Annotated in this window: 15 protein-coding genes and 2 pseudogenes; 2 read left to right on the top strand and 15 right to left on the bottom strand. The window is 70.6% G+C overall.

The genetic code is table 11. The features are described from left to right. Positions 1–44: 44 nt before the first annotated feature. The 6 genes from OG622_RS13995 to OG622_RS13970 all read right to left on the bottom strand — a co-directional run bounded on the left by OG622_RS13995 (position 45) and on the right by OG622_RS13970 (position 5,808). Positions 45–1,493 (bottom strand): hypothetical protein, encoded by a 1,449-nt coding sequence (locus OG622_RS13995; protein WP_371576249.1) that lies wholly within the window; start codon positions 1,491–1,493, stop codon positions 45–47. Between the two features lie 230 nt (positions 1,494–1,723). Further along, positions 1,724–2,392: a nucleotidyl transferase AbiEii/AbiGii toxin family protein gene (locus tag OG622_RS13990; RefSeq protein ID WP_371576247.1), complete on the bottom strand. Its 669-nt coding sequence runs from the start codon at positions 2,390–2,392 to the stop codon at positions 1,724–1,726. Between the two features lie 5 nt (positions 2,393–2,397). After that, the gene (locus OG622_RS13985; RefSeq protein ID WP_371576245.1) at positions 2,398–2,790 is read right to left on the bottom strand and encodes a hypothetical protein; all 393 of its coding nucleotides are present in this window, start codon (positions 2,788–2,790) and stop codon (positions 2,398–2,400) included. A 444-nt stretch (positions 2,791–3,234) separates the two neighbouring features. Next, complete coding sequence (locus OG622_RS13980) at positions 3,235–4,392, bottom strand: oxygenase MpaB family protein (protein WP_371576243.1); 1,158 nt, start codon at positions 4,390–4,392, stop codon at positions 3,235–3,237. A gap of 92 nt (positions 4,393–4,484) precedes the next feature. After that, positions 4,485–5,540, bottom strand: a complete 1,056-nt coding sequence (locus OG622_RS13975) for a polyprenyl synthetase family protein (RefSeq protein WP_371576241.1) — start codon at positions 5,538–5,540, stop codon at positions 4,485–4,487. Beyond that, positions 5,530–5,808, bottom strand: a complete 279-nt coding sequence (locus OG622_RS13970; protein WP_371576240.1) for a polyprenyl synthetase — start codon at positions 5,806–5,808, stop codon at positions 5,530–5,532. The genes OG622_RS13975 and OG622_RS13970 overlap by 11 nt, the downstream gene beginning before the upstream one ends. Positions 5,809–6,008: 200 nt before the next feature. Between OG622_RS13970 and OG622_RS13965 the strand changes: the two are divergent. Further along, positions 6,009–6,383: pseudogene (locus OG622_RS13965) on the top strand (DDE-type integrase/transposase/recombinase); the annotation flags it as partial. Between the two features lie 295 nt (positions 6,384–6,678). Here the strand turns inward: OG622_RS13965 and OG622_RS13960 are convergent. From OG622_RS13960 to OG622_RS13945, 4 genes and pseudogenes are all read right to left on the bottom strand, one after another. Then, on the bottom strand, positions 6,679–6,876 hold the full coding sequence (locus OG622_RS13960; protein WP_371576239.1) for a hypothetical protein: 198 nt from the start codon (positions 6,874–6,876) through the stop codon (positions 6,679–6,681). Positions 6,877–7,071: 195 nt separating this feature from the next. Further along, positions 7,072–8,223: an ABC transporter substrate-binding protein gene (locus tag OG622_RS13955; protein WP_371576238.1), complete on the bottom strand. Its 1,152-nt coding sequence runs from the start codon at positions 8,221–8,223 to the stop codon at positions 7,072–7,074. Continuing rightward, positions 8,220–8,525 carry a hypothetical protein gene (locus OG622_RS13950; RefSeq protein ID WP_371576236.1) on the bottom strand — a complete coding sequence of 102 codons (306 nt, stop codon included), beginning with the start codon at positions 8,523–8,525 and terminating at the stop codon, positions 8,220–8,222. The genes OG622_RS13955 and OG622_RS13950 overlap by 4 nt, the downstream gene beginning before the upstream one ends. Before the next feature lie 408 nt (positions 8,526–8,933). After that, a pseudogene (locus OG622_RS13945) lies at positions 8,934–9,391 on the bottom strand (helix-turn-helix domain-containing protein); the annotation flags it as partial. Between OG622_RS13945 and OG622_RS13940 the strand changes: the two are divergent. Next, positions 9,324–9,695 (top strand): hypothetical protein, encoded by a 372-nt coding sequence (locus OG622_RS13940; RefSeq protein ID WP_371584471.1) that lies wholly within the window; start codon positions 9,324–9,326, stop codon positions 9,693–9,695. The pseudogene OG622_RS13945 and the gene OG622_RS13940 overlap by 68 nt on opposite strands. A 26-nt stretch (positions 9,696–9,721) precedes the next feature. Here OG622_RS13940 and OG622_RS13935 read toward each other — a convergent pair whose 3' ends face one another. From OG622_RS13935 to OG622_RS13915, 5 genes are all read right to left on the bottom strand, one after another. Further along, on the bottom strand, positions 9,722–10,171 hold the full coding sequence (locus OG622_RS13935; RefSeq protein WP_371576234.1) for a hypothetical protein: 450 nt from the start codon (positions 10,169–10,171) through the stop codon (positions 9,722–9,724). Further along, positions 10,155–10,655, bottom strand: coding sequence for an RNA polymerase sigma factor (locus OG622_RS13930; protein ID WP_060890515.1), 501 nt, complete (start codon positions 10,653–10,655; stop codon positions 10,155–10,157). The genes OG622_RS13935 and OG622_RS13930 overlap by 17 nt, the downstream gene beginning before the upstream one ends. Before the next feature lie 142 nt (positions 10,656–10,797). Then, the gene (locus OG622_RS13925) at positions 10,798–11,427 is read right to left on the bottom strand and encodes a class F sortase (RefSeq protein WP_371576232.1); all 630 of its coding nucleotides are present in this window, start codon (positions 11,425–11,427) and stop codon (positions 10,798–10,800) included. Next, positions 11,424–11,801, bottom strand: a complete 378-nt coding sequence (locus tag OG622_RS13920) for a sortase-dependent protein (protein WP_371576230.1) — start codon at positions 11,799–11,801, stop codon at positions 11,424–11,426. The genes OG622_RS13925 and OG622_RS13920 overlap by 4 nt, the downstream gene beginning before the upstream one ends. 488 nt (positions 11,802–12,289) lie before the next feature. Continuing rightward, complete coding sequence (locus OG622_RS13915; protein ID WP_371576228.1) at positions 12,290–16,537, bottom strand: molybdopterin-dependent oxidoreductase; 4,248 nt, start codon at positions 16,535–16,537, stop codon at positions 12,290–12,292. Between the last annotated feature and the right edge of the window lie 394 nt (positions 16,538–16,931).

Genomic DNA, 16,931 nt, shown 5'->3' with positions numbered 1-16,931 from the left:
TCTCCGCCCTGTCCTCGATGGACAGGGCGGAGTCGTTTTGTGGGTCACAGTGGCTGGTCTGGTGGGTCCTCTTCGGCGAGTGTCCAGCGGCCCTGGGCGTCGAACGGCCACGGGCGTGTGTGCAGGTCGCCCTTCAGCAGGTCGCGCAGAGCCTCACGACTGGCCGGCGGATCCGGTGGTGTGCGCAGCGGCGAGGCAAGCGGGTCGATCCGTGCCGCGTAGGCTTCCGCCCACTGCAGCCAATCCAGCTCGCTGGCCGGAGCCGATGCCTCGCCGTACCGGGCGAGAGCGGCATGGCAGAAGGCTCGGATCTGGACGGCCTGCTGCCACGCTCCTACCTGCTCGGTCAGGACCTTCACCCGATAGCGCTCGACCTGGTGCTCGCGGGCCTGAGCAACGGCCGCGTACCACCGGCGCCTCTGCTCGGTCTTGCGGAGTTCCTCCTCCCGCTGCTGGCGTTCGGCTTCTGCCGCGAGGTGCTCGAGCTTTTGCAGCAGGTGCCCCAAACGGGACTCCAGGGTCCATCGAGCGCTGTCGCTGTACGAGTACGCATGCTGGTACTGGTTTCCGGCCGGTGCGCCGATTGCGAGGCGCCCGTCGAACTCCTCGTCGTACTTGGGCAGACGAGGCCAGAGAATGTGCTGCGCTTGCCGGATTTCCTGGGGAGTCTTTTCGTGCGGGACCTTGGTCGTCCGCTCCGTGAGGGTGAGCGGGAAGGCGCGGCCGCGGATGACGATGGCCAGCGTGTGCACGGCTTCACTGCGGTCGAGATCAGTCTGGGTCTCCACGTCATAGCCGCGGTTCTCGGCTTCGGTCAGGAGCGCGTTCATGATCCGCAGAGCTCGGTCGACAAGCGGACGTGACAAATACAGGGGGATGACCTCGGGCTTGCCCCGGGTGTCGACCACGCTCTGGGACCTGCCGAGGGACTCGCGTGTCGTGCGGACCACAGGGTGAGGGCGGCCCACGCTCTCGGGTACGTCGACGACCGGCAGTGTGGGAGGCTGGGCCGCCGTCTCGGCCTCCTCCTCGACCAGCGTGAAGACGCAGTCGCCTCGCTGCCGACCGGCCCAACGCAGCTTGTGCCCCTCCGGCACGTGACCGTGGTGCAGCGCGTCGTAGTACGCGGCCCGCCACCGCCCCCGTGTCCGAGGGGCGGGATCAGGGACGGTGATCCTCCCCGAGGCGGATCGCAGCCGGGAGACCAGATCGGTTCCGTCGGCAGGGGCACGCGCAGCTTGATCGGCGTCTTTCTCCAGCCGGTCCTTCTCCGCCTGCACCTCCCGAGGGTGCTTGCCGTGTTTGAGGTAGTAGCGGCCCTCCGTAGTGACGACCGAGACGCGTCGGCTGCCGCGCCAGGCCCTCTTGATCAGTCCGCGCTTCTCAAGCGCCGAAGCCGTGTGGATGGCTCTTGGCGGGAGAATCAGAGCGTCGGAAGCAGCCGCGATCTCTCGCAGCACGGCGGTCTGCTTCTCCGTCAACGCATACTTCACGGCTCAAGGCTCCGCTCGCGGCAGGGCGTTTCATCATGATAAGTCGCGAAAGGTGAGTGCTGCCGGGTTTCGTAGCCTGTCTGGGTGCCCTGGAGCCGTGTGAGCGAGAGTTGGCGTACTCGACGTGGTAGGAGCGCGCGACCGGCCGCTTTCCTGTCTGCGGGGTTTCCTGACCAGTGCTCTGGGCAGCTTCGTCGGCGGCTTGCAGATGCGACCTCATCCAGACGCGATCAGTCGATGTCCGGATCGTCGGACTCTTCGAGAAGACGGGCGGCGAGATCGTCGGCCCACTCAAGAGCCCACGCTCGGAGAGCGGTGATCATAGTGTCGTCAAGACCGTAGGCGGCGAAGGCTTCGTCGTCAGTCCACTCGGCTCCTGCGAGATTTGCCTGTAGGTCTTCGCGCTCGAATCGGCCGCGTGCGTGCCTGCGGCCAAATTCTTCGAGGTCGGCCGTGCTCCAGCGGCGGGACGCTGCGAACACGTCGATCAGATCGCGGGGCGCTCCGCGGTCGGCGAGGGCGCGGACCTTGGTTCCGATCACGTCCTCCTCCGCGAGGACGGGCCCATACGGGCTCTGGGCGACCGGCCGCCAGAAGATCTCCTTGAGGATGTCCACTTCGCAGTCTTGCCCGGTGGCAGGGTCGGACACGGTGAAGCGGGCGGACAGCGGGGCGGTCTCCAGCGCCTGCACCTGCCAGCCCCGTGCTTCCAGGCCGCTACGGAGCGCTGCCGCGATGTCGGCCATCGGTGCCGGGTTCTCGGTGGCGACGTCGAGGTCCTGGCTGGGGCGGTTCACGAGGCGGTGTGCCCGCACGGCATATCCGCCGGTGAGGACCAGTGGATATGGGGAGCCGATGGCGATCACATCCGCCAGGAGCCGTGCGTGCAGCTCCGGCATGTCCGTCACGCGGCTGCCCGGGTGCGGGAGGCGAGCTGGGGGAAGGCGTCTTCCCATACGGTGCGCACGGTGCGACCGACAAGGGTCCGCAGCACCGGCCACATCTGGAGCAGCAGGTCCTGGTTGAGGAAGCTGGGCAGGTCGTCGTGCAGGCCCTCGTGCAGGACAGTGCGGTACAGGCCCATGCGCTGGCGAGGATTGCCCATGTCGTACGAGGTCATCCCGGACCAGGCCACGTGCAGGGGAAGCTCCACGACCCCATGGGTCGGGCCGTGCAACTCGTCGAGCGACTCCGGCAGACGCCGCCGGAACTTCTCCCGGTACAGCGCGAGATCCTCGGCTTCCGCGCCCGAGAGATTCCTCGGCGCGGGTGCGGGGTGCTGTGAGCTGGAGGACATGTCGTCATTATGGCGGCCGGCGAAGTTGTGCGGGTCATGATGCGCGAGCTGGCGTCCGGAGTGAGCGGCGCGGACCCGTGCGGGGTGAGCTGGTTACGGCAGCGTGTTCTGCCCGGAGCAGGAGGGAGGACTCGTCGGTCATGACGCTCGTTTGACGCTCTGGGCGCCTTCACACAGGGCCGTGAGCCGAGAAACAGGTCCTGACCTGGTCTTTTCCGAGACCCGCTCAGGCCGACATCTTTCCGATGACGCATCATGTGGAGTGCGTGGCGATTCTGGAGCCTGCTGGGAAGGGTGCATGACCCGTGGGTTCGTCGCTGGCTGTGCGGTTCGATCTGATTCCGCTCAGCCATCAGGCCGAGTAAGCCGACTGCTTGCCCTGGGCGTTTGAGCTGCGGTTTTGCGCCGCATCTCAAGGGGCGTTGTCTCTGAGTGAGCGGGTCGTCAGGCGGTGGCGGCCGGTGGGATCCACCGGTGGGTGCGGGGTACCGCGCTGGAGAGGCCGAAGTCCTTCTTGAGGGTTTCCGGGATCGCGTAGTGCATGACGCGTCCACGGGTGAGGGAAGACAGTTCGAGGACCGTGGTGAGGTGGCCGAGGCGGTCCAGGGCCCAGGCGCCGAGGGGGGAGCGGTCCTCGATGGTCTCCAGGACGCCGAGCAGATGGGGCACGGCCTTGACGACGGTGTCCCACGAAGTGCGCGGTACGTGGAGCCAGTCGGCGCAGGTGTCGCCGATGAGGTGGCGGATGAGGGCGGAGACGATCGGGTCGAAGAAGGTGCCGGGCACGACTTCCTCGTAGAGGTCGATCAGCTGCCGGGTCAGCTGCGTGCCCTCCTCGGAGGGCCCCATGTGCCGGACCATGTACAGGTCGAGGAACTGGCGGGCCTCGTCGAGACTTTGGGGGACGGCGTTCTGGTCGACGCCGAGCATGGCGCCGACGACGCGCCACGCGTAGTAGTAGGCCTCCGCGCCCTCGGTCGACATGTGGATGCCGAGGCGGTGCAGGCTGTCCAGGACGAGCAGGGAGAAGAACATCTGCCCGCCGATCATGTCCTCCTGGCAGATCGGCGTGCCCAGGGTCTCGGTGTCCCAGTGGTTCTCGCGGGTGAGGTGGTGGCGGATGGAGGCGTGCAGGAGTCGGACTTTCTGGGCGGCGGGGATGAATCGGCTGCCGGCTTCGAAGGCGTCGGGCTGCATCAGATGGACGGTGAACTGGCCGGTCTCCGCCATCCGTTTGGACGGGTACTTCAGACCGTGGCTGGCCGACAGCAGCTTCGCCACGTGCGGGACGACGTAGCAGGCGGGCATGGAGGCGAAGGACAGCGCGGTGGAGATGTGCACGTTGTTGTCGATGAAGAACAGCCGGGCCTTCTCCATCTCCGCCCAGTCCACCCAGGCGGGAGGGGTGCTGGTGGCCTCCAGGTACTCGCGTGCGACGTCGGGCAGTCCGTCGGGCAGGGGAGCGCTCGCGGTGGAGACGTAGCGCATCAGGGTGTTGAACTTGCCTACCTCTCCGCGTTCGAAGAGCGCGGCGACGGTGGCGTCGGCGAGTTCGTCGCCGGACTTCCGCAGGTCGTCCATCGATGCGTTGGTGTAGGTCATGGCAGGGTTCCTCATCTTCCTCGGGGGTGTCCACGACAGGCGGGAGGCCGGCTGCCCGGGACGGCACGGGCTCGCGCCACCGCGATGCGAGGTCAGGACAGGCGTACCGCCGCGGAATGCGCCAGCGCGGTCAGTCCGGTGGCGGCCTGCGCCGGTAGATCCAGCTCGTGGAGGGCGCCGAGAGCCTCCTCGACCCGTGCCCCGATCATGTCCTCGATGCGGTCGGGCGCCCTCAGCCGGCGCATCACCTCGCGCACCGCGTCCAGTCCCTCCCCGTCCAGGTCGCCTCTGCCCAGCAGGGAGTTCAGCAGTTCGCGCTCCGCGTCGTCGGCGAGGCGCCAGGTCTCTGCCAGCAGTGCCGTGGGCCGTCGGCCGCGCACATCGTCGCCGTTGGCCTTGCCGGTGTGCTCGGGGTCTCCGAACAGCCCGAGCAGATCGTCCCGGAGCTGGAACGCCTCGCCCAGCGGCAGTCCGTACGCGGAGTAGCCCTCGCGCAGCCGCGCGCCCGCTCCGGCCAGCGCACCGCCGATCAACAGGGGGTGTTCGACGGTGTACTTGGCGGTCTTGTACCGGATCACCTTCAGTGACGCCTCGGTGTCCGGGCCGGCTCCGGTCCGCAGGATCTCCAGACACTCGCCCGCGATCAGCTCACGGGCCATCACCGCCCACAACGGGCGGGCCCGCACGAGATACGCGGCGGGCAGACCGCTGGTGGCGAACAACTGCCCGGCCAGCGCCATCAGCAGGTCCCCCACCAGCATCGCCAACGACCGCGCGGCGGAATCGGCGTCCGGACGAGCCCCTACCGCCCCGAGAAGGGCGACATGGGTGGTGGGCCGCCCGTGCCGCAGCGGACTGTCGTCGATGAGGTCGTCGTGCACGATCGCGGCGGCATGCACCAGTTCCATCGAGGCCGCCGCCCGCACCAGCGCGTCGCTGTCCGGCTGCCCCACCGCACGCCATCCCCAGTAACAGAACGCCGCCCGCAGCCGCTTGCCGTCCGCGACCGCCGCCTCCAGCCCCTCGGCCACCGCGCCGAGCATCGGATCGATCGCCGCGAACTCGTCGGCCTCCCGGGCGACGAACCGGCGCAGTGCCTCGTCGACGCGGGCCTTGAACGCGGCCGGCTCCCACCGGTCAGACGCCACCGGCCGCCTTCCGAGCCAGGACGCGCTGCGCGAGGATCTCCAGGTGGGCCGGCGGCACGGCCGCGTACCGGTCCAGTACCAGGCGCCCACGCGCCACGAGCTCGTACTCGGCCTCCGCCGCCAACTCCGCGGCGTCCGACCGGCGCAGCAGCCCCCGCACGGTCCCCAGGGCCGAACCCACCGTACTCACCGCCAGATCGACCAGCCCGGCAGCCAGCAACAGCGCCTCGCCGTCTAAGCCTCCGCGCCGCCCCGCGTCTTGCGTCACGCCATCTCCCTCACCTGTCGTACATCCAGGCAGCCCTGGGCGCACACCGTCCTTCCGAGCATCGCGTCCTACCGGGAGCGACAGCGGAAGAACTCACGATCGAGTGATCCGACCGCTCGACCGTACGGATTGTGGATGCCGGGAGTCTGGTCCGCTGCGACGCAGGTCAGGCGATCTGTCGTCGTCGGCACGCTGGGCGGGGTGCCCGCCAGATCTCCCGCGAACTGGCCTCTCGCGGGCTGGAGTCGGCGCCGTCGCGGGCCACTGTCCACCGGGTGCTGTCCCGCAACGGCTTGGTCCGCGCCCAGGAACAGCGGCACCCCCGGAAGTACCGCCAGTGGCAGCGCGTGGCACCCGTGTACCTGTGGCAGGTGGATCTCGTCGGCGGGGTGCCGCTGGCGGCCGGGCGGGAGCGCAAGATGGTCACCGGCATCGACGACCGTTCCCGGTTCGTCGTGATCGCCTCGGTCGTGGCGGTGCCCAGTGCCCACACGGTGTGCTCGGCCTTCACCGCCGCGACGCGCCGCTACGGGGTGCCCTTCGAGGTCCTGACGGACAACGGCAGCCACTACACCACCTGCCGGCCACCGGCCTTCGGCGGGCCGGAGCGATCCTGACCCACCTCCGCCGCAACGTCGGCCACGTCTCTGAGGGGATGACCGAGCACAACTTCCACCTGATCCGGTCCGACCTGGAGGACGTCCTCCAGCGCGTCTGGGTCGCCGGACCCGGCACCGCCGACCCCAGTGAAATCCTCACCGAGAACAACCACCCCGCTCACCCCGAGGATCTGGGATCGTGCGTGCGGTCCGTGGCGTTCCCCGGTTCGCCGAAGACCCGTACGGAGTCTCCACTCCGACGGCAGGTGCGTCAGCAGCAGGCTGCCGTGTGGGTGCCGGCGGCCGCCATGTTGGTCGGTGCGGTGGTGGTGCTCTCCTGGTCCTGGGCGATGCGGCCGCGCAGCATGTTCTCCATGACTTCCATGAGGCGCTGTGTCCCCCGGGTGCCCACGATGAACGGGTTCTTGGGGCTGTTGGGGGTGTTGCGCAGTTCTTCCAGTCGTTCCATGGGGGACGGGCAGTTCTGTCTCGTGCGACCGGGAATCTCGCGGGAGTCGACGCGACGTCCACCGCGCGGCCGCGGGTGGGGCATCCCCACCAGCCGCGCCGAGGGGCGGGTGGGGATGCCGAAGACGTCGTGATGCGACCCGGAGGCCGAAGGGGCCGTCCGGTACCGGGCCTCCGGTATGGGGCCTGGTGAGGGTCAGGCTCCCGGGTGCAGACCGGGCCAGCCGGGTGTCGGGTCGCCCTTGACCTCACCGAAGTAGAGGGCGAAGGTCTGCTTCAGCCGCTCGACCTGGGCCCGGTCCTCCATGAAGCGGGGGAAACCGTCCAGGTTGGCGTTCGGGTACTCCCAGATCGGCTTCAGGCCGGTGGGTGGCGCGATGTCCGTGCGTACCGACCAGCCGTTGGAGGTCTGACGCTCGGTGGACAGCTGCCAGTTGAGGTAGAGCTTGGCCGCCGTGGGGTTGGCGGCCTGCTTCAGGATCGCGATCCGCTGTCCCCACGCCATGAACGGGTGTCCGTCGGTCATCACCCAGCGGTTCGGGGTGGTGGCGAGCGGGTTGCCACCCGTGCCGACGCCGATGATCTTCTCCTTGTTGGTGACCGCGGTGCCGGGGGAGAAGGAGCCACGGGCGAACTGCGGCTGCTGGGCGGCGAGGCGGGCCATCCAGTCCCAGCCGTAGGTCTCGGCGTAGAGGGCGAAGAGGTAGAGCACCGCGTCGTCGTCGTGCGGGTAGGAGGAGGCGATGGCGCCCTTCCAGCGCGGGTCGACCAGGTCCAGCGGCGTCTGCGGCGCGTCGGCCCCGGCCGCCGCCACGTCGTACAGGTAGCTGAAGGCGATGACCATGCCGGCCACCCAGGCACCGTCCGGGTCCCTGAACTTCTTGTGGAGCTTGCTGAAGCCGGCGGGCTTGTAGGGCAGCAGCCGCCCCTGGCGCTTCCAGCGGGTGAAGTCGTGCAGCGTCTGCAACTGCACCAGGTCGGGCACCAGGGTGTCGGTCGCGAACTGGTTGTCCACGCGGACGTCGTGGTACTTGCTGTAGTCCACGATGAGGTTGAGGTCGATCTGCGGGAAGCGCTGGCGGAAGGCGGTCCGCGCGCCGGCGCCGCTGCCCGAGTTGGCGAGGTCGCCGCCCGCGTAGATCACGAGCTTGCCGCCTTCGGCGATGGCGGCCTGGTACAGCTCGTCGAGGGTCCTGGTCTCCTCGGCGCCTGCGCCTGCGCCTGCGCTTCGCGCGGCTGCGGCCGGGGCGGCCGCGGCGGGGGACGCGGTGGCGCCGAGCGCGCCGATGCCGAGCGCGGCGCCCGCTCCGGTGGCGAGGAGGCGCCGTCGACTGGGAAGGCTGGTCACTGGGGTAACCCTTTCTGCGTGGGGGCAGGGGTGTTCCCGGCGCACGGGCGGCGGACCGCCTCGGCCGGGACGGTGAAAGTGGAAACAGCGAAGCCGGTCTTCTCGTACGGCGTGCTCATCGAGCCGGTGATGAGCTTCTTGCCGGAGTCGAGGATCTCGGCGGCGAGCCGGTGGCTGTCGGCGCGGGTGAAGCCGGCGTCGACCAGCAGCGCCTCCTGCTCGCCGGTGATGAGGATGACGGTCCTGTTCGTGCTGCTGACCGGCAAGTTCAGATCGATAACGGTGCATTCGAGTCTGCTCATCAGGGCTCTTCGCTGTTGGTCGAGAATGGGGCCCGCTGGACGCGAGCCGGTCATCTGGCAAGACATTATCTGACGAGTCAGATAATGTTGTGGCGGGTGCAAACGATGTGATGTGAGTCGCATGAGGCCTGCTGTCGCGGCCATCGCCGGTCGGTCTCGTCGGTTCTTGCGGTTGTTCGTCGGCTCGATGGGGCCGTAGAGCGTGTCCCTCGGCCAGGTCGTGGGCGGCGAACAGGTGCCAAACGCTGTGCGGGCGCGTGCAGCGGGTCCGCCGATTGGGTTGGGCTCATGGTCGGGGGGTCGGGGCGTCGGGACGTCGGGACGTCTGCCGTCCGGTGTCGGGCGTAGTGCCGGTCTGACGTCGTGGTGCGAGCCGGCGAACGAAGAAGAAACGGCCCGGCGCCGAGGTCAGGCTTCCTTCCGTCCTTCGCGTGTCCGGTGCTCGCTCGGGCTGATGCCGTGTTCCCTCTTGAACGCGGCGCTGAGAGCGAAGGCGTTGGCGAATCCGACGCGGTCCGCCACTGCGGCGTCGCGTCGGGCTCGCGGAGCAGGTCGGCGGCCAGGGTGAGGCGTTGTTCCCGCAGGAAAGTCATCGGCGGCTGTCCGACGAGGGCGGTGAAACGGCGGGCCAGGTTCGCCCGGGACACGCCTGTCCTGGCGGCCGGGGTGGGCAGTGTCCAGGGGTGCGCGGGGTCGGCTCGCAGCAGGCGCAGGGCGGGGCCGACCACGGGGTCGCTGTGGGCCCGGTACCAGGCGGGGACCGGCGCGCCGGGGCGAGTGAACCAGGCGCGCAGGGCTGTGACGAGCATCAGGTCCAGCGTCCGGTCCAGCAGGATCTGTTGGCGGGACGCCTCGTGGGCTGCCTGCTGCGGGCCCTGGAGTGACCGCGCGGGCGGGGACCGGCTGCGGAGGCCGGTCCCCGCCCGCGTGCCGGCGTGTGGCCGCCGGACCGTCAGCGCCGCAACCGGACACCCCGACCAAGGGGAACCGACCGAAGGCGGAACCCGCATCCTGGGCACGACGTACCGTCTCGGTGTTCTCGAAGGCGACGGCATCGGAGTCGGGATCGTTCCCTCCGCCGTGCAGGTCGGCACGGCCGCCGCGCGGGCCGCCGAACTGATCCGGCTGGACGACCAGAGGCTGACGGCGCGGTGCGATGCGGCGCGGTGAGGTGCGGTGCGTTACGCGGCGGTGGCTCAGCCCATGCTGGGCGAACCGCGCGAGGCCGAGGGTTCGGCGGCCTGGGTCGGGGTCGTTGACGGCGCGGTGGTCTCGGCGCCGGACGTGGCGGCTGGGGGGGAGGGGACGGGGCTCGGGGCCTGTTCGGTGGGCGGGAGGGTGTCGGGGGTGCTGGAGGCCGGCGGGGTGGGGGAGGGGCTGGTCGCGGGCGGCGGGGCGAGGGGGACCGACGGGGTGGTGGGGGCGTCGTTCCTGGCGAAGTGCAGGGGGAGGGCGATGAGGGCGACGGCCGCGCAGGTCGCGGCGGCGCCGGCTGCGGCCCGGACGAGGCGGCGGCGGACCGCGGTGCGGCGGATCGTCTCGTAGCGGCCGGGGGGTGGGCCGAGGCGGTCGGCGGGGGGCCGCAGGATGACGGTGAGTGGATCGTCGGGCTCGAAGTCCGGGCCCTCGTCAGGGCGTGTGATCAAGGCTTCTCCTCAGATGGGCGCGGAGCAGTTCGCGGGCCGCGTGGAGATCGGCCTTGACGGTTCCTTCCTTGCGTCCGGTCAGCACGGACACCTCCCGGATCGGCATGTCAGCGTAGTAGTGCAGCAGGATCGGCACGCGCAGCCGTTCGGGCAGCGACTGCACGAGCAGCCGTACCGAGGGGTCGGACTGTTCGGCATGGTCGGGCAGTGGGCGCACCGAGGCCTCGGCGGTGACCCGGTGCATCGCCCTGCGTTCGCGTTCGAGCTTGCGCCAGTGGTCCCGGACGAGGTTGGCCGCCGTGACGTAGAGGAAACCGTGCGGCTCCGCCACGGACGTCCAGCGGGCCCAGAGCCGGGTGAAGGCCTCCGACGCGATCTCATGGGCCGTCTCGTCGTCGTCGACCAGCCGACGGCACCAGCCGGCGAGGCGCGGATAGAGGGCGGCGAACAGCTCGGACGCGGCCTTCTCACGGGACCGTTTCAACGCTCTCCATGGTCGTGGTGGTGCGACAAGTGGCAGTGGCGGGCGGGCGGTCGGCGGGACGGGTGGCGGTTCGGGTCTGGGGACGGGCCGGGGGACGGGGGTGGGCTGTGGGTCACCGGGCCGTGGGTCGTCGGGCCCCGCATCACCGGTCCGTGGAGCTCAGCGTGGCGAAGACGATCACGTTGTCGCGGTACTCGTCGCCCGTGCGAGGGCCGCCGCAGGTGACGAGGCGCAGCGCGGGGCGGTCCACGTTTCCGTAGACCTCGTCCGCGGGGAAGTCGGCCTTGGCGATCGTCCGTACGCTGTCGACGGTGAACTCCGGTGTCGTGCCGTTCTCCAGGCGCGCCCTGATCCGCTCGCCCCGCCGCAGCCGCGCGAGACGGCGGAAGACCCCGTCGCCGTAGCGGCCGACCGTGACATGGCCCAGGATCACCGACGGGCCGGTCTGCCCCGGCGTCGGCGAGTGCTGGTACCAGCCCGCCCGGTCGTGCTCCGTGATCGGCGGCACCTCCACGGTGCCGTCCGGGGCCAACCCCAGCCGGATGACCGGGGTGTCGACCTCGATGGCCGGGATCAGCAGCCTCACCGGGACCGAACGGCCGAGCGGATCCGCTGCGCCGGTGTCGGACGGCGAGGACGGCGAGGACGGGGGCGGGGACGCGTCGCCCGCGGAGGGTGCGGTCGTGCCCCGGTCGGTTCGTCGGCTGTCGCAGCTCACGAGCAGCGAGGCCGTCGCCGCGGTGGCGAAGGCGCGCCTGGAGAACAAGGTCACGCCCCGTTCGCCCGCCGGCGGCGTACGAGAACGACGGCCGCGCCGCCGCCGAGGAGCACCGCGGCGGCGCCCGTGCCGGCCAGTACGCCCGTGTTGCCGGACGACTCCGACTCCTGCGTCGCACCGGTGTCCGGCGCGCCGCTGGGCACGACGGAGACCTGGCTCGGCACCGGGCTCGCGTCGCTGCCGTCCGGGGCCCTGGTGGGTTCGGCCGAGGACGGGGGCTCGGTGCCCTGGGACGGGGCCGCGCTCGGCGCCGCCGAGGCCTCCTGCGGCGCGACGCTCGGGCTCGTGTCGTCGGCGAACGCGGGCAGCGCGGTCGCCAGCACGGCGGTGAAGGCGAGTGCCGTGGCACGAAGGACGGTTCGGCGCATGAGTCGCTCTCTCTGGTCGGGATCGACGGGCCGTCGGCCCCGTCCGGTTCGACGGGGCCGGCGACTTCGTGGGCCGCCCGGCCGGTTGCCCGGCCTGCGGCGGCATCACGTATCGAGCGGAGAGACGAGACAGCGGCGGGTCGCGTTGTAAAGAGATGGCAAAGTCGTCTTCGGGAGGGCTTCCGGAGCGCTTCGGGAGGTCTTTCGGAAGTCTTTCGGAGGGCACCTGGAGGGGATTTGGAGGGGATTTGAGCGAATCCCGGAGGGCTCACGCCCCGATCCGCTCGCCCGGCGCCGCGGATGGGCCAGGCGGTGGCGAACAGGACATGGCCGGTGCCGGCGAGTTCGCGTACGGGCGCCGGGCCGGGACGGTACGCCGGTGATCACATCGCCCCGCCCCGCCCCGCCCCGCCCGGTACGCGTGGCGACGGGGCCGGATCCGAATCGAGGCCGGTGGAGACCGCTCAGGGACTGGCTCGGGGAGCCGGTCAGTACACGTCCCGCACGTACCGCTTCTCCGTCGCCAGCTGCTTCATGTACGCGGCGGCCTCGCCCTCGGTCATTCCGCCGTGGGCGACCGCGACGTCCCGCAGGGCCCGGTCGACGTCCTTCGCCATGCGGGAGGCGTCGCCGCAGACGTAGAAGCGGGCGCCGTCCTGGAGCCAGTGCCACAACTCGGGCCCGTGCTCGCGCATACGGTCCTGGACGTAGACCTTGGCGCGCTGGTCACGGGAGAAGGCGGTGTCCAGCCGGCTGAGCACGCCCGACTCCTGAAGGGACGTCAGCTCCTCCTCGTAGTAGAAGTCAGTAGCCCGGTGCTGCTCCCCGAAGAACAGCCAGTTGGGCGCCCGGTGGCCGAGGGCCCGCCGCTCCTGGAGGAAGCCGACGAAGGGGGCGACGCCGGTGCCGGGACCGACCATGATCATGGGGGTCACGGGGTCGGTCGGCGGCCGGAAGTGCGGCGAGCGCTGCACGAAGACCGGCACCTCCAGGTCCGCCTCGCCGTCCGCGAGGAAGGGCGAACAGACCCCACCGCGCGGACGCCCGTACAGGTTCTCGTACCGCACGACCGACACCGTCAGCGAGACGTGGTGCGGGTCGACGAGCGGGCTCGACGAGATGGAGTACAGCCGGGGCTGGAGCCGTTTGAAGACGCCGGTCCACTCCTGCGCGGATGCCCGCACGGCGAACTCGGCCACCACGTCGACGGCCTGGCGTCCCCACGACCACTGGGCCAGCCCGTCCTTGTTGTCGGGGCGCGTCAGTTTCTTCAACTCCCGGTTGTCCCGCGTCCGTTCGGAGGCGAAGCGGAGCAGGTCCGAGGTGATCCGGGTGACGTCGAGATGCCGGTGCAGGGCCTCGGCGAAGGGCACTTCGCCAACCCCGTTGACCTCCACGGGAGTCGAGCCGTCCAGGCCGGTCACCGCCAGCCACTCCGCCACCAGACCGAGGGAGTTGACCGGCCGTACGCCGAGCGCGTCCCCCGCCTCGTACGACAGTCCCGTCCCGCTGGTGTCGAAGGTGAACCGGCGCACCTCCTTGCCCGCCCCGGGCAGGCTGAGCAGCCGGTTGCCGACCAGTCGGGCGGCGGTGGGCGCGGGCCTCGCGGTGCGGGTGGGGGCGGGTGCGGACGTGGGCGGGGTGATCTGCGGGACGGGGGCGGCGGTGGTGGTGGAGGCCTGCGGCTTCGTTCCCTCCGTCACGGGCGCGCTCTCGGCCCCGCTCCCGCCCCTGTCCGTCTCCGTCTCCGTCTCCGTCAGCGTCTCCGTGTCGAGCGCCGTGATGACCTGTCCCAGCCAGGCGTCCGCCGACGGTTCGTAGTCCGGCTCGCAGTCCGTACGCGGCGCCAGACGCACCGCGCCCAACTCGTCGAGCCGGGCGTCCAGTCGGCGGCCGTGCCCGCAGAAGTCGTCGTAGGAGGAGTCGCCGAAGGCCAGCACGGCGTAGCGCACACCGTCCAGGCGGGGGGCCTGCTGGTGGGACAGCGCGTCCCAGAACCCGGAGCCGTTGTCGGGCGCGTCACCGTCCCCGAAGGTGCTGGTGATCAGCAACAGGTCGGCCCCGAGCGGCAGTCGGTCCGGTTCGGCCTCGTCCATCCCGACGAGCGTCGCGCGGTGTCCGGCGGCCCCGAGATGCTCGGCGGCCGCCATCGCGAACTCCTCGGCCGTCCCGGTCTGCGAGGCCCACAGCACCACGACCTCACGCCCGGCGGGCCCGGCGGTGGCGGGTGCCGGGCCAGGGGCCGCCGACCGCGAGTACATCCCGGCGAGCACGCCGTTCACCCACATCGCGTGCTCGGGACTGAACGGCGCGTCCACCGGCAACACGGGCACCCCCTGCACCCCGGAGCCGAGCCCGGCGAGGAAGCCGGTGAGGTACTGGCGCTCCTGGGCGGACAGGACGGGCGGGGGAGCCGGTTCCAGCCCGAGGGCGGCCATCGCGGCCCCCGGGGCAGCCGTTTCGGCCCCGGTTCGCACCAATTCAGCCCGTCCGGTGTTCGGGGGCAAGAGCGCAGGCCGATGGCGGGGGTCCGGGGGCGCAGACTCCAGGGACGGGACGGGTGGGGGCGGCGGGGGCGAGGAAACCTTGGCGAGCCCCACCGCGCACACCTTCAACTCCGGCTGGAACGACAGCGGATCCACCGCGTCGCTCGTCACCGCGTTGATGCTCAGATACTCCCCGAACAGGTCGTTCCAGTGGAACGGCGCGAACACGCACCCGGGCATCACCCGGTCCGACACGACCGCGGGCAGCACGGCCCGCCCCCGCCGCGAGGCAACCTCCACGGAGTCCCCGTCCTGAACGCCCAGTTCACGGGCGTCCTGCGGATGCACCTCCACGAACGGCCCGGGGTTCAGCCTGTTGAGCTTGGCGACCTTGCCCGTCTTCGTCAGTGTGTGCCACTGGTGCTGCAACCGCCCGGTGTTGAGCACGAACGGATAGTCGTCGTCCGGCATCTCGGCGGCCGGCAGGTGCGGCCGGGCATGGAACACGGCCCGCCCACTGGCGGTGGGGAAGACAAGACCCCCGTCCGCCCCGGCCTCGGCGTACCGGATCGGATTCCGCGCGGGCCCGTCCTCCGCGGCCGCAGGCCACTGCACGGACTCCGACCGCAGCCGCTCGTAGCTCACGCCCCGCAGATCCCAGCCGGTCTTCGGGTTCCACGCCCGCTTGATCTCCTCGAAGACCTGCTCGGCGGTGTCGTACGAGAACCCCTTCTCGAACCCCATCTCCCGGGCGACGGCCGCGATGATCCGCCAGTCGGCCATGGCCTCGCCCGGCGGGTCGGCGGCGGGGGCGGCGAGCGTGAGGTTGCGCTCGCTGTTGACGAGGACGCCCTCGGACTCGGTCCACAGGGCACCGGGCAGGACGACATCGGCGTACGCGTTGGTCTCGGTCTCGGCGAAGACGTCCTGCGTGACGACGAACTCGGCGGCCTCCAGGCCCTCGATCACGGTCTTCCGGTTGGCGACCGAGGCGACCGGGTTGGTGCAGATGATCCAGCAGGCCTTGATCTCCCCGTCGGCCATCTTCTGGAACATCTCGACGGTGCCCTTGCCGACGCCGTCCTTGCGCAGACTGTCCGGGGCCAGTTCCCACAACTCCTCGACGAACGCCCGCTCCTCGTCCACGAGCACGGACCGCTGCCCCGGCAGCCCAGGTCCCATGTAGCCCATCTCGCGACCGCCCATGGCGTTGGGCTGTCCGGTGAGCGAGAACGGGCCGCTGCCCGGACGGCAGATCGCGCCGGTCGCCAGGTGCAGATTGACCAGCGCGTTGGTGTTCCAGGTGCCGTGAGTGGACTGGTTGAGCCCCATGGTCCAGCAACTCGTCCACTCGGCGGCCTCGCCGATGAGCCGTGCGGCCTCGCGGATGTCGTCCGCCGGGATACCGGTGATCCCGGCGACGGCGTCCGGCGCGTACTCGGCGAGGAAGTCGGGCATCGCCTCCCAGCCCTCGGTGTGGGCGGCGATGAAGGCGGGGTCGGTGTGCCCGTCCGCGTGCAGCAGGTGGAGAAGCCCGTTGAGCAGGGCCAGATCCGTGCCCGGACGTATCTGCAGGAACAGATCGGCCTTCTCGGCCGTCGCCGTGCGACGCGGGTCGACGACGATCAGCTTCGCGCCCGCCTTGACCCGGTCCATCATCCGCAGGAACAGGATCGGGTGGCAGTCCGCCATGTTCGAGCCGATGACGAGGAAGACATCCGCCTTGTCGAGATCCTCGTACGAGCCGGGGGGCCCGTCGGCGCCCAGCGACAGCTTGTAGCCCGTGCCGGCACTCGCCATGCACAGCCGCGAGTTCGACTCGATCTGGTTGGTGCGGATGAAACCCTTGGCCAGCTTGTTCGCCAGATACTGGGCTTCGAGGCTCATCTGGCCGGAGACGTAGAAGGCGAACGCGTCGGGCCCGTGCTCGTCGATGATCGCGCGCAGCCGCCGGGCGGTCTCGGCGATCGCGTCGGAGACCGGCGCGGGGACCGGCTCGTCGCCCCGGTCGTCCCGTACGAGGGCGGTGGTCAGGCGGCCGGGCGCGGCCAGCATGTCGGCCGTGGTCGCGCCCTTGGTGCAGAGGCGGCCGAAGTTCGCCGGGTGGGACTTGTCGCCCGTCGCCCGCAGGACCGTTCGCCGGCCGTCGGGACCCATCCCGACGTCCAGGAGCATGCCGCAGCCGACACCGCAGTACGAGCACACGGTCCGCACCTGGGTCGTGGTGCTCTGCGGGCCCTGTGCGGCCACGAGCGGCCCCTCTCTGTCGGCGTCCGGGGTCTCCGGTCGGTCGTCTCCGGTCGGTCCACCGGTCGCTGTCCGGCACGGCGGCCGGTTGCCTGTCCGGCGCGGCGTCCGGGCGCTGTCTGGTACGGCGGCCGGTCGGCTTCCGCTCAGCTTCCGGGACACGGCCCGGCAGGTCCGATCGTACGAATTGCCCGTTACGCCTGTGTCACATGACCTGATCATGAGGCGTTACGCCCGCCACACACGGCCGCGCAAGGGGCTGTGAGGGCGGGTTCCGGCCGTTGTCCCGAAAGGTGGGGTCGCGGTCCGTGTCGCTGTTGGGCCGAACGGGTGACCATGCGTAAGAATTGGCTGATGCAGTCATTCAGTGCGAGCCAGGGGGAAGGCCGGTGAACAG

The sequence above is a fragment of the Streptomyces sp. NBC_01314 genome (genome assembly GCF_041435215.1).
In the GTDB taxonomy this organism is placed as follows: domain Bacteria; phylum Actinomycetota; class Actinomycetes; order Streptomycetales; family Streptomycetaceae; genus Streptomyces.
Note: the sequence above shows the minus strand (reverse complement) of the source record. Positions and strands in the feature narration are given on the sequence as shown.

Excerpts from the sequence above, each read along its gene's own strand:
- OG622_RS13990 (WP_371576247.1), bottom strand. The coding sequence starts at position 2,392 with ATGCCGGAGCTGCACGCACGGCTCCTGGCGGATGTGATCGCCATCGGC.
- OG622_RS13985 (WP_371576245.1), bottom strand. The coding sequence starts at position 2,790 with ATGTCCTCCAGCTCACAGCACCCCGCACCCGCGCCGAGGAATCTCTCG.
- OG622_RS13980 (WP_371576243.1), bottom strand. The coding sequence starts at position 4,392 with ATGACCTACACCAACGCATCGATGGACGACCTGCGGAAGTCCGGCGAC.
- OG622_RS13960 (WP_371576239.1), bottom strand. The coding sequence starts at position 6,876 with ATGGAACGACTGGAAGAACTGCGCAACACCCCCAACAGCCCCAAGAAC.
- OG622_RS13950 (WP_371576236.1), bottom strand. The coding sequence starts at position 8,525 with ATGAGCAGACTCGAATGCACCGTTATCGATCTGAACTTGCCGGTCAGC.
- OG622_RS13920 (WP_371576230.1), bottom strand. The coding sequence starts at position 11,801 with ATGCGCCGAACCGTCCTTCGTGCCACGGCACTCGCCTTCACCGCCGTG.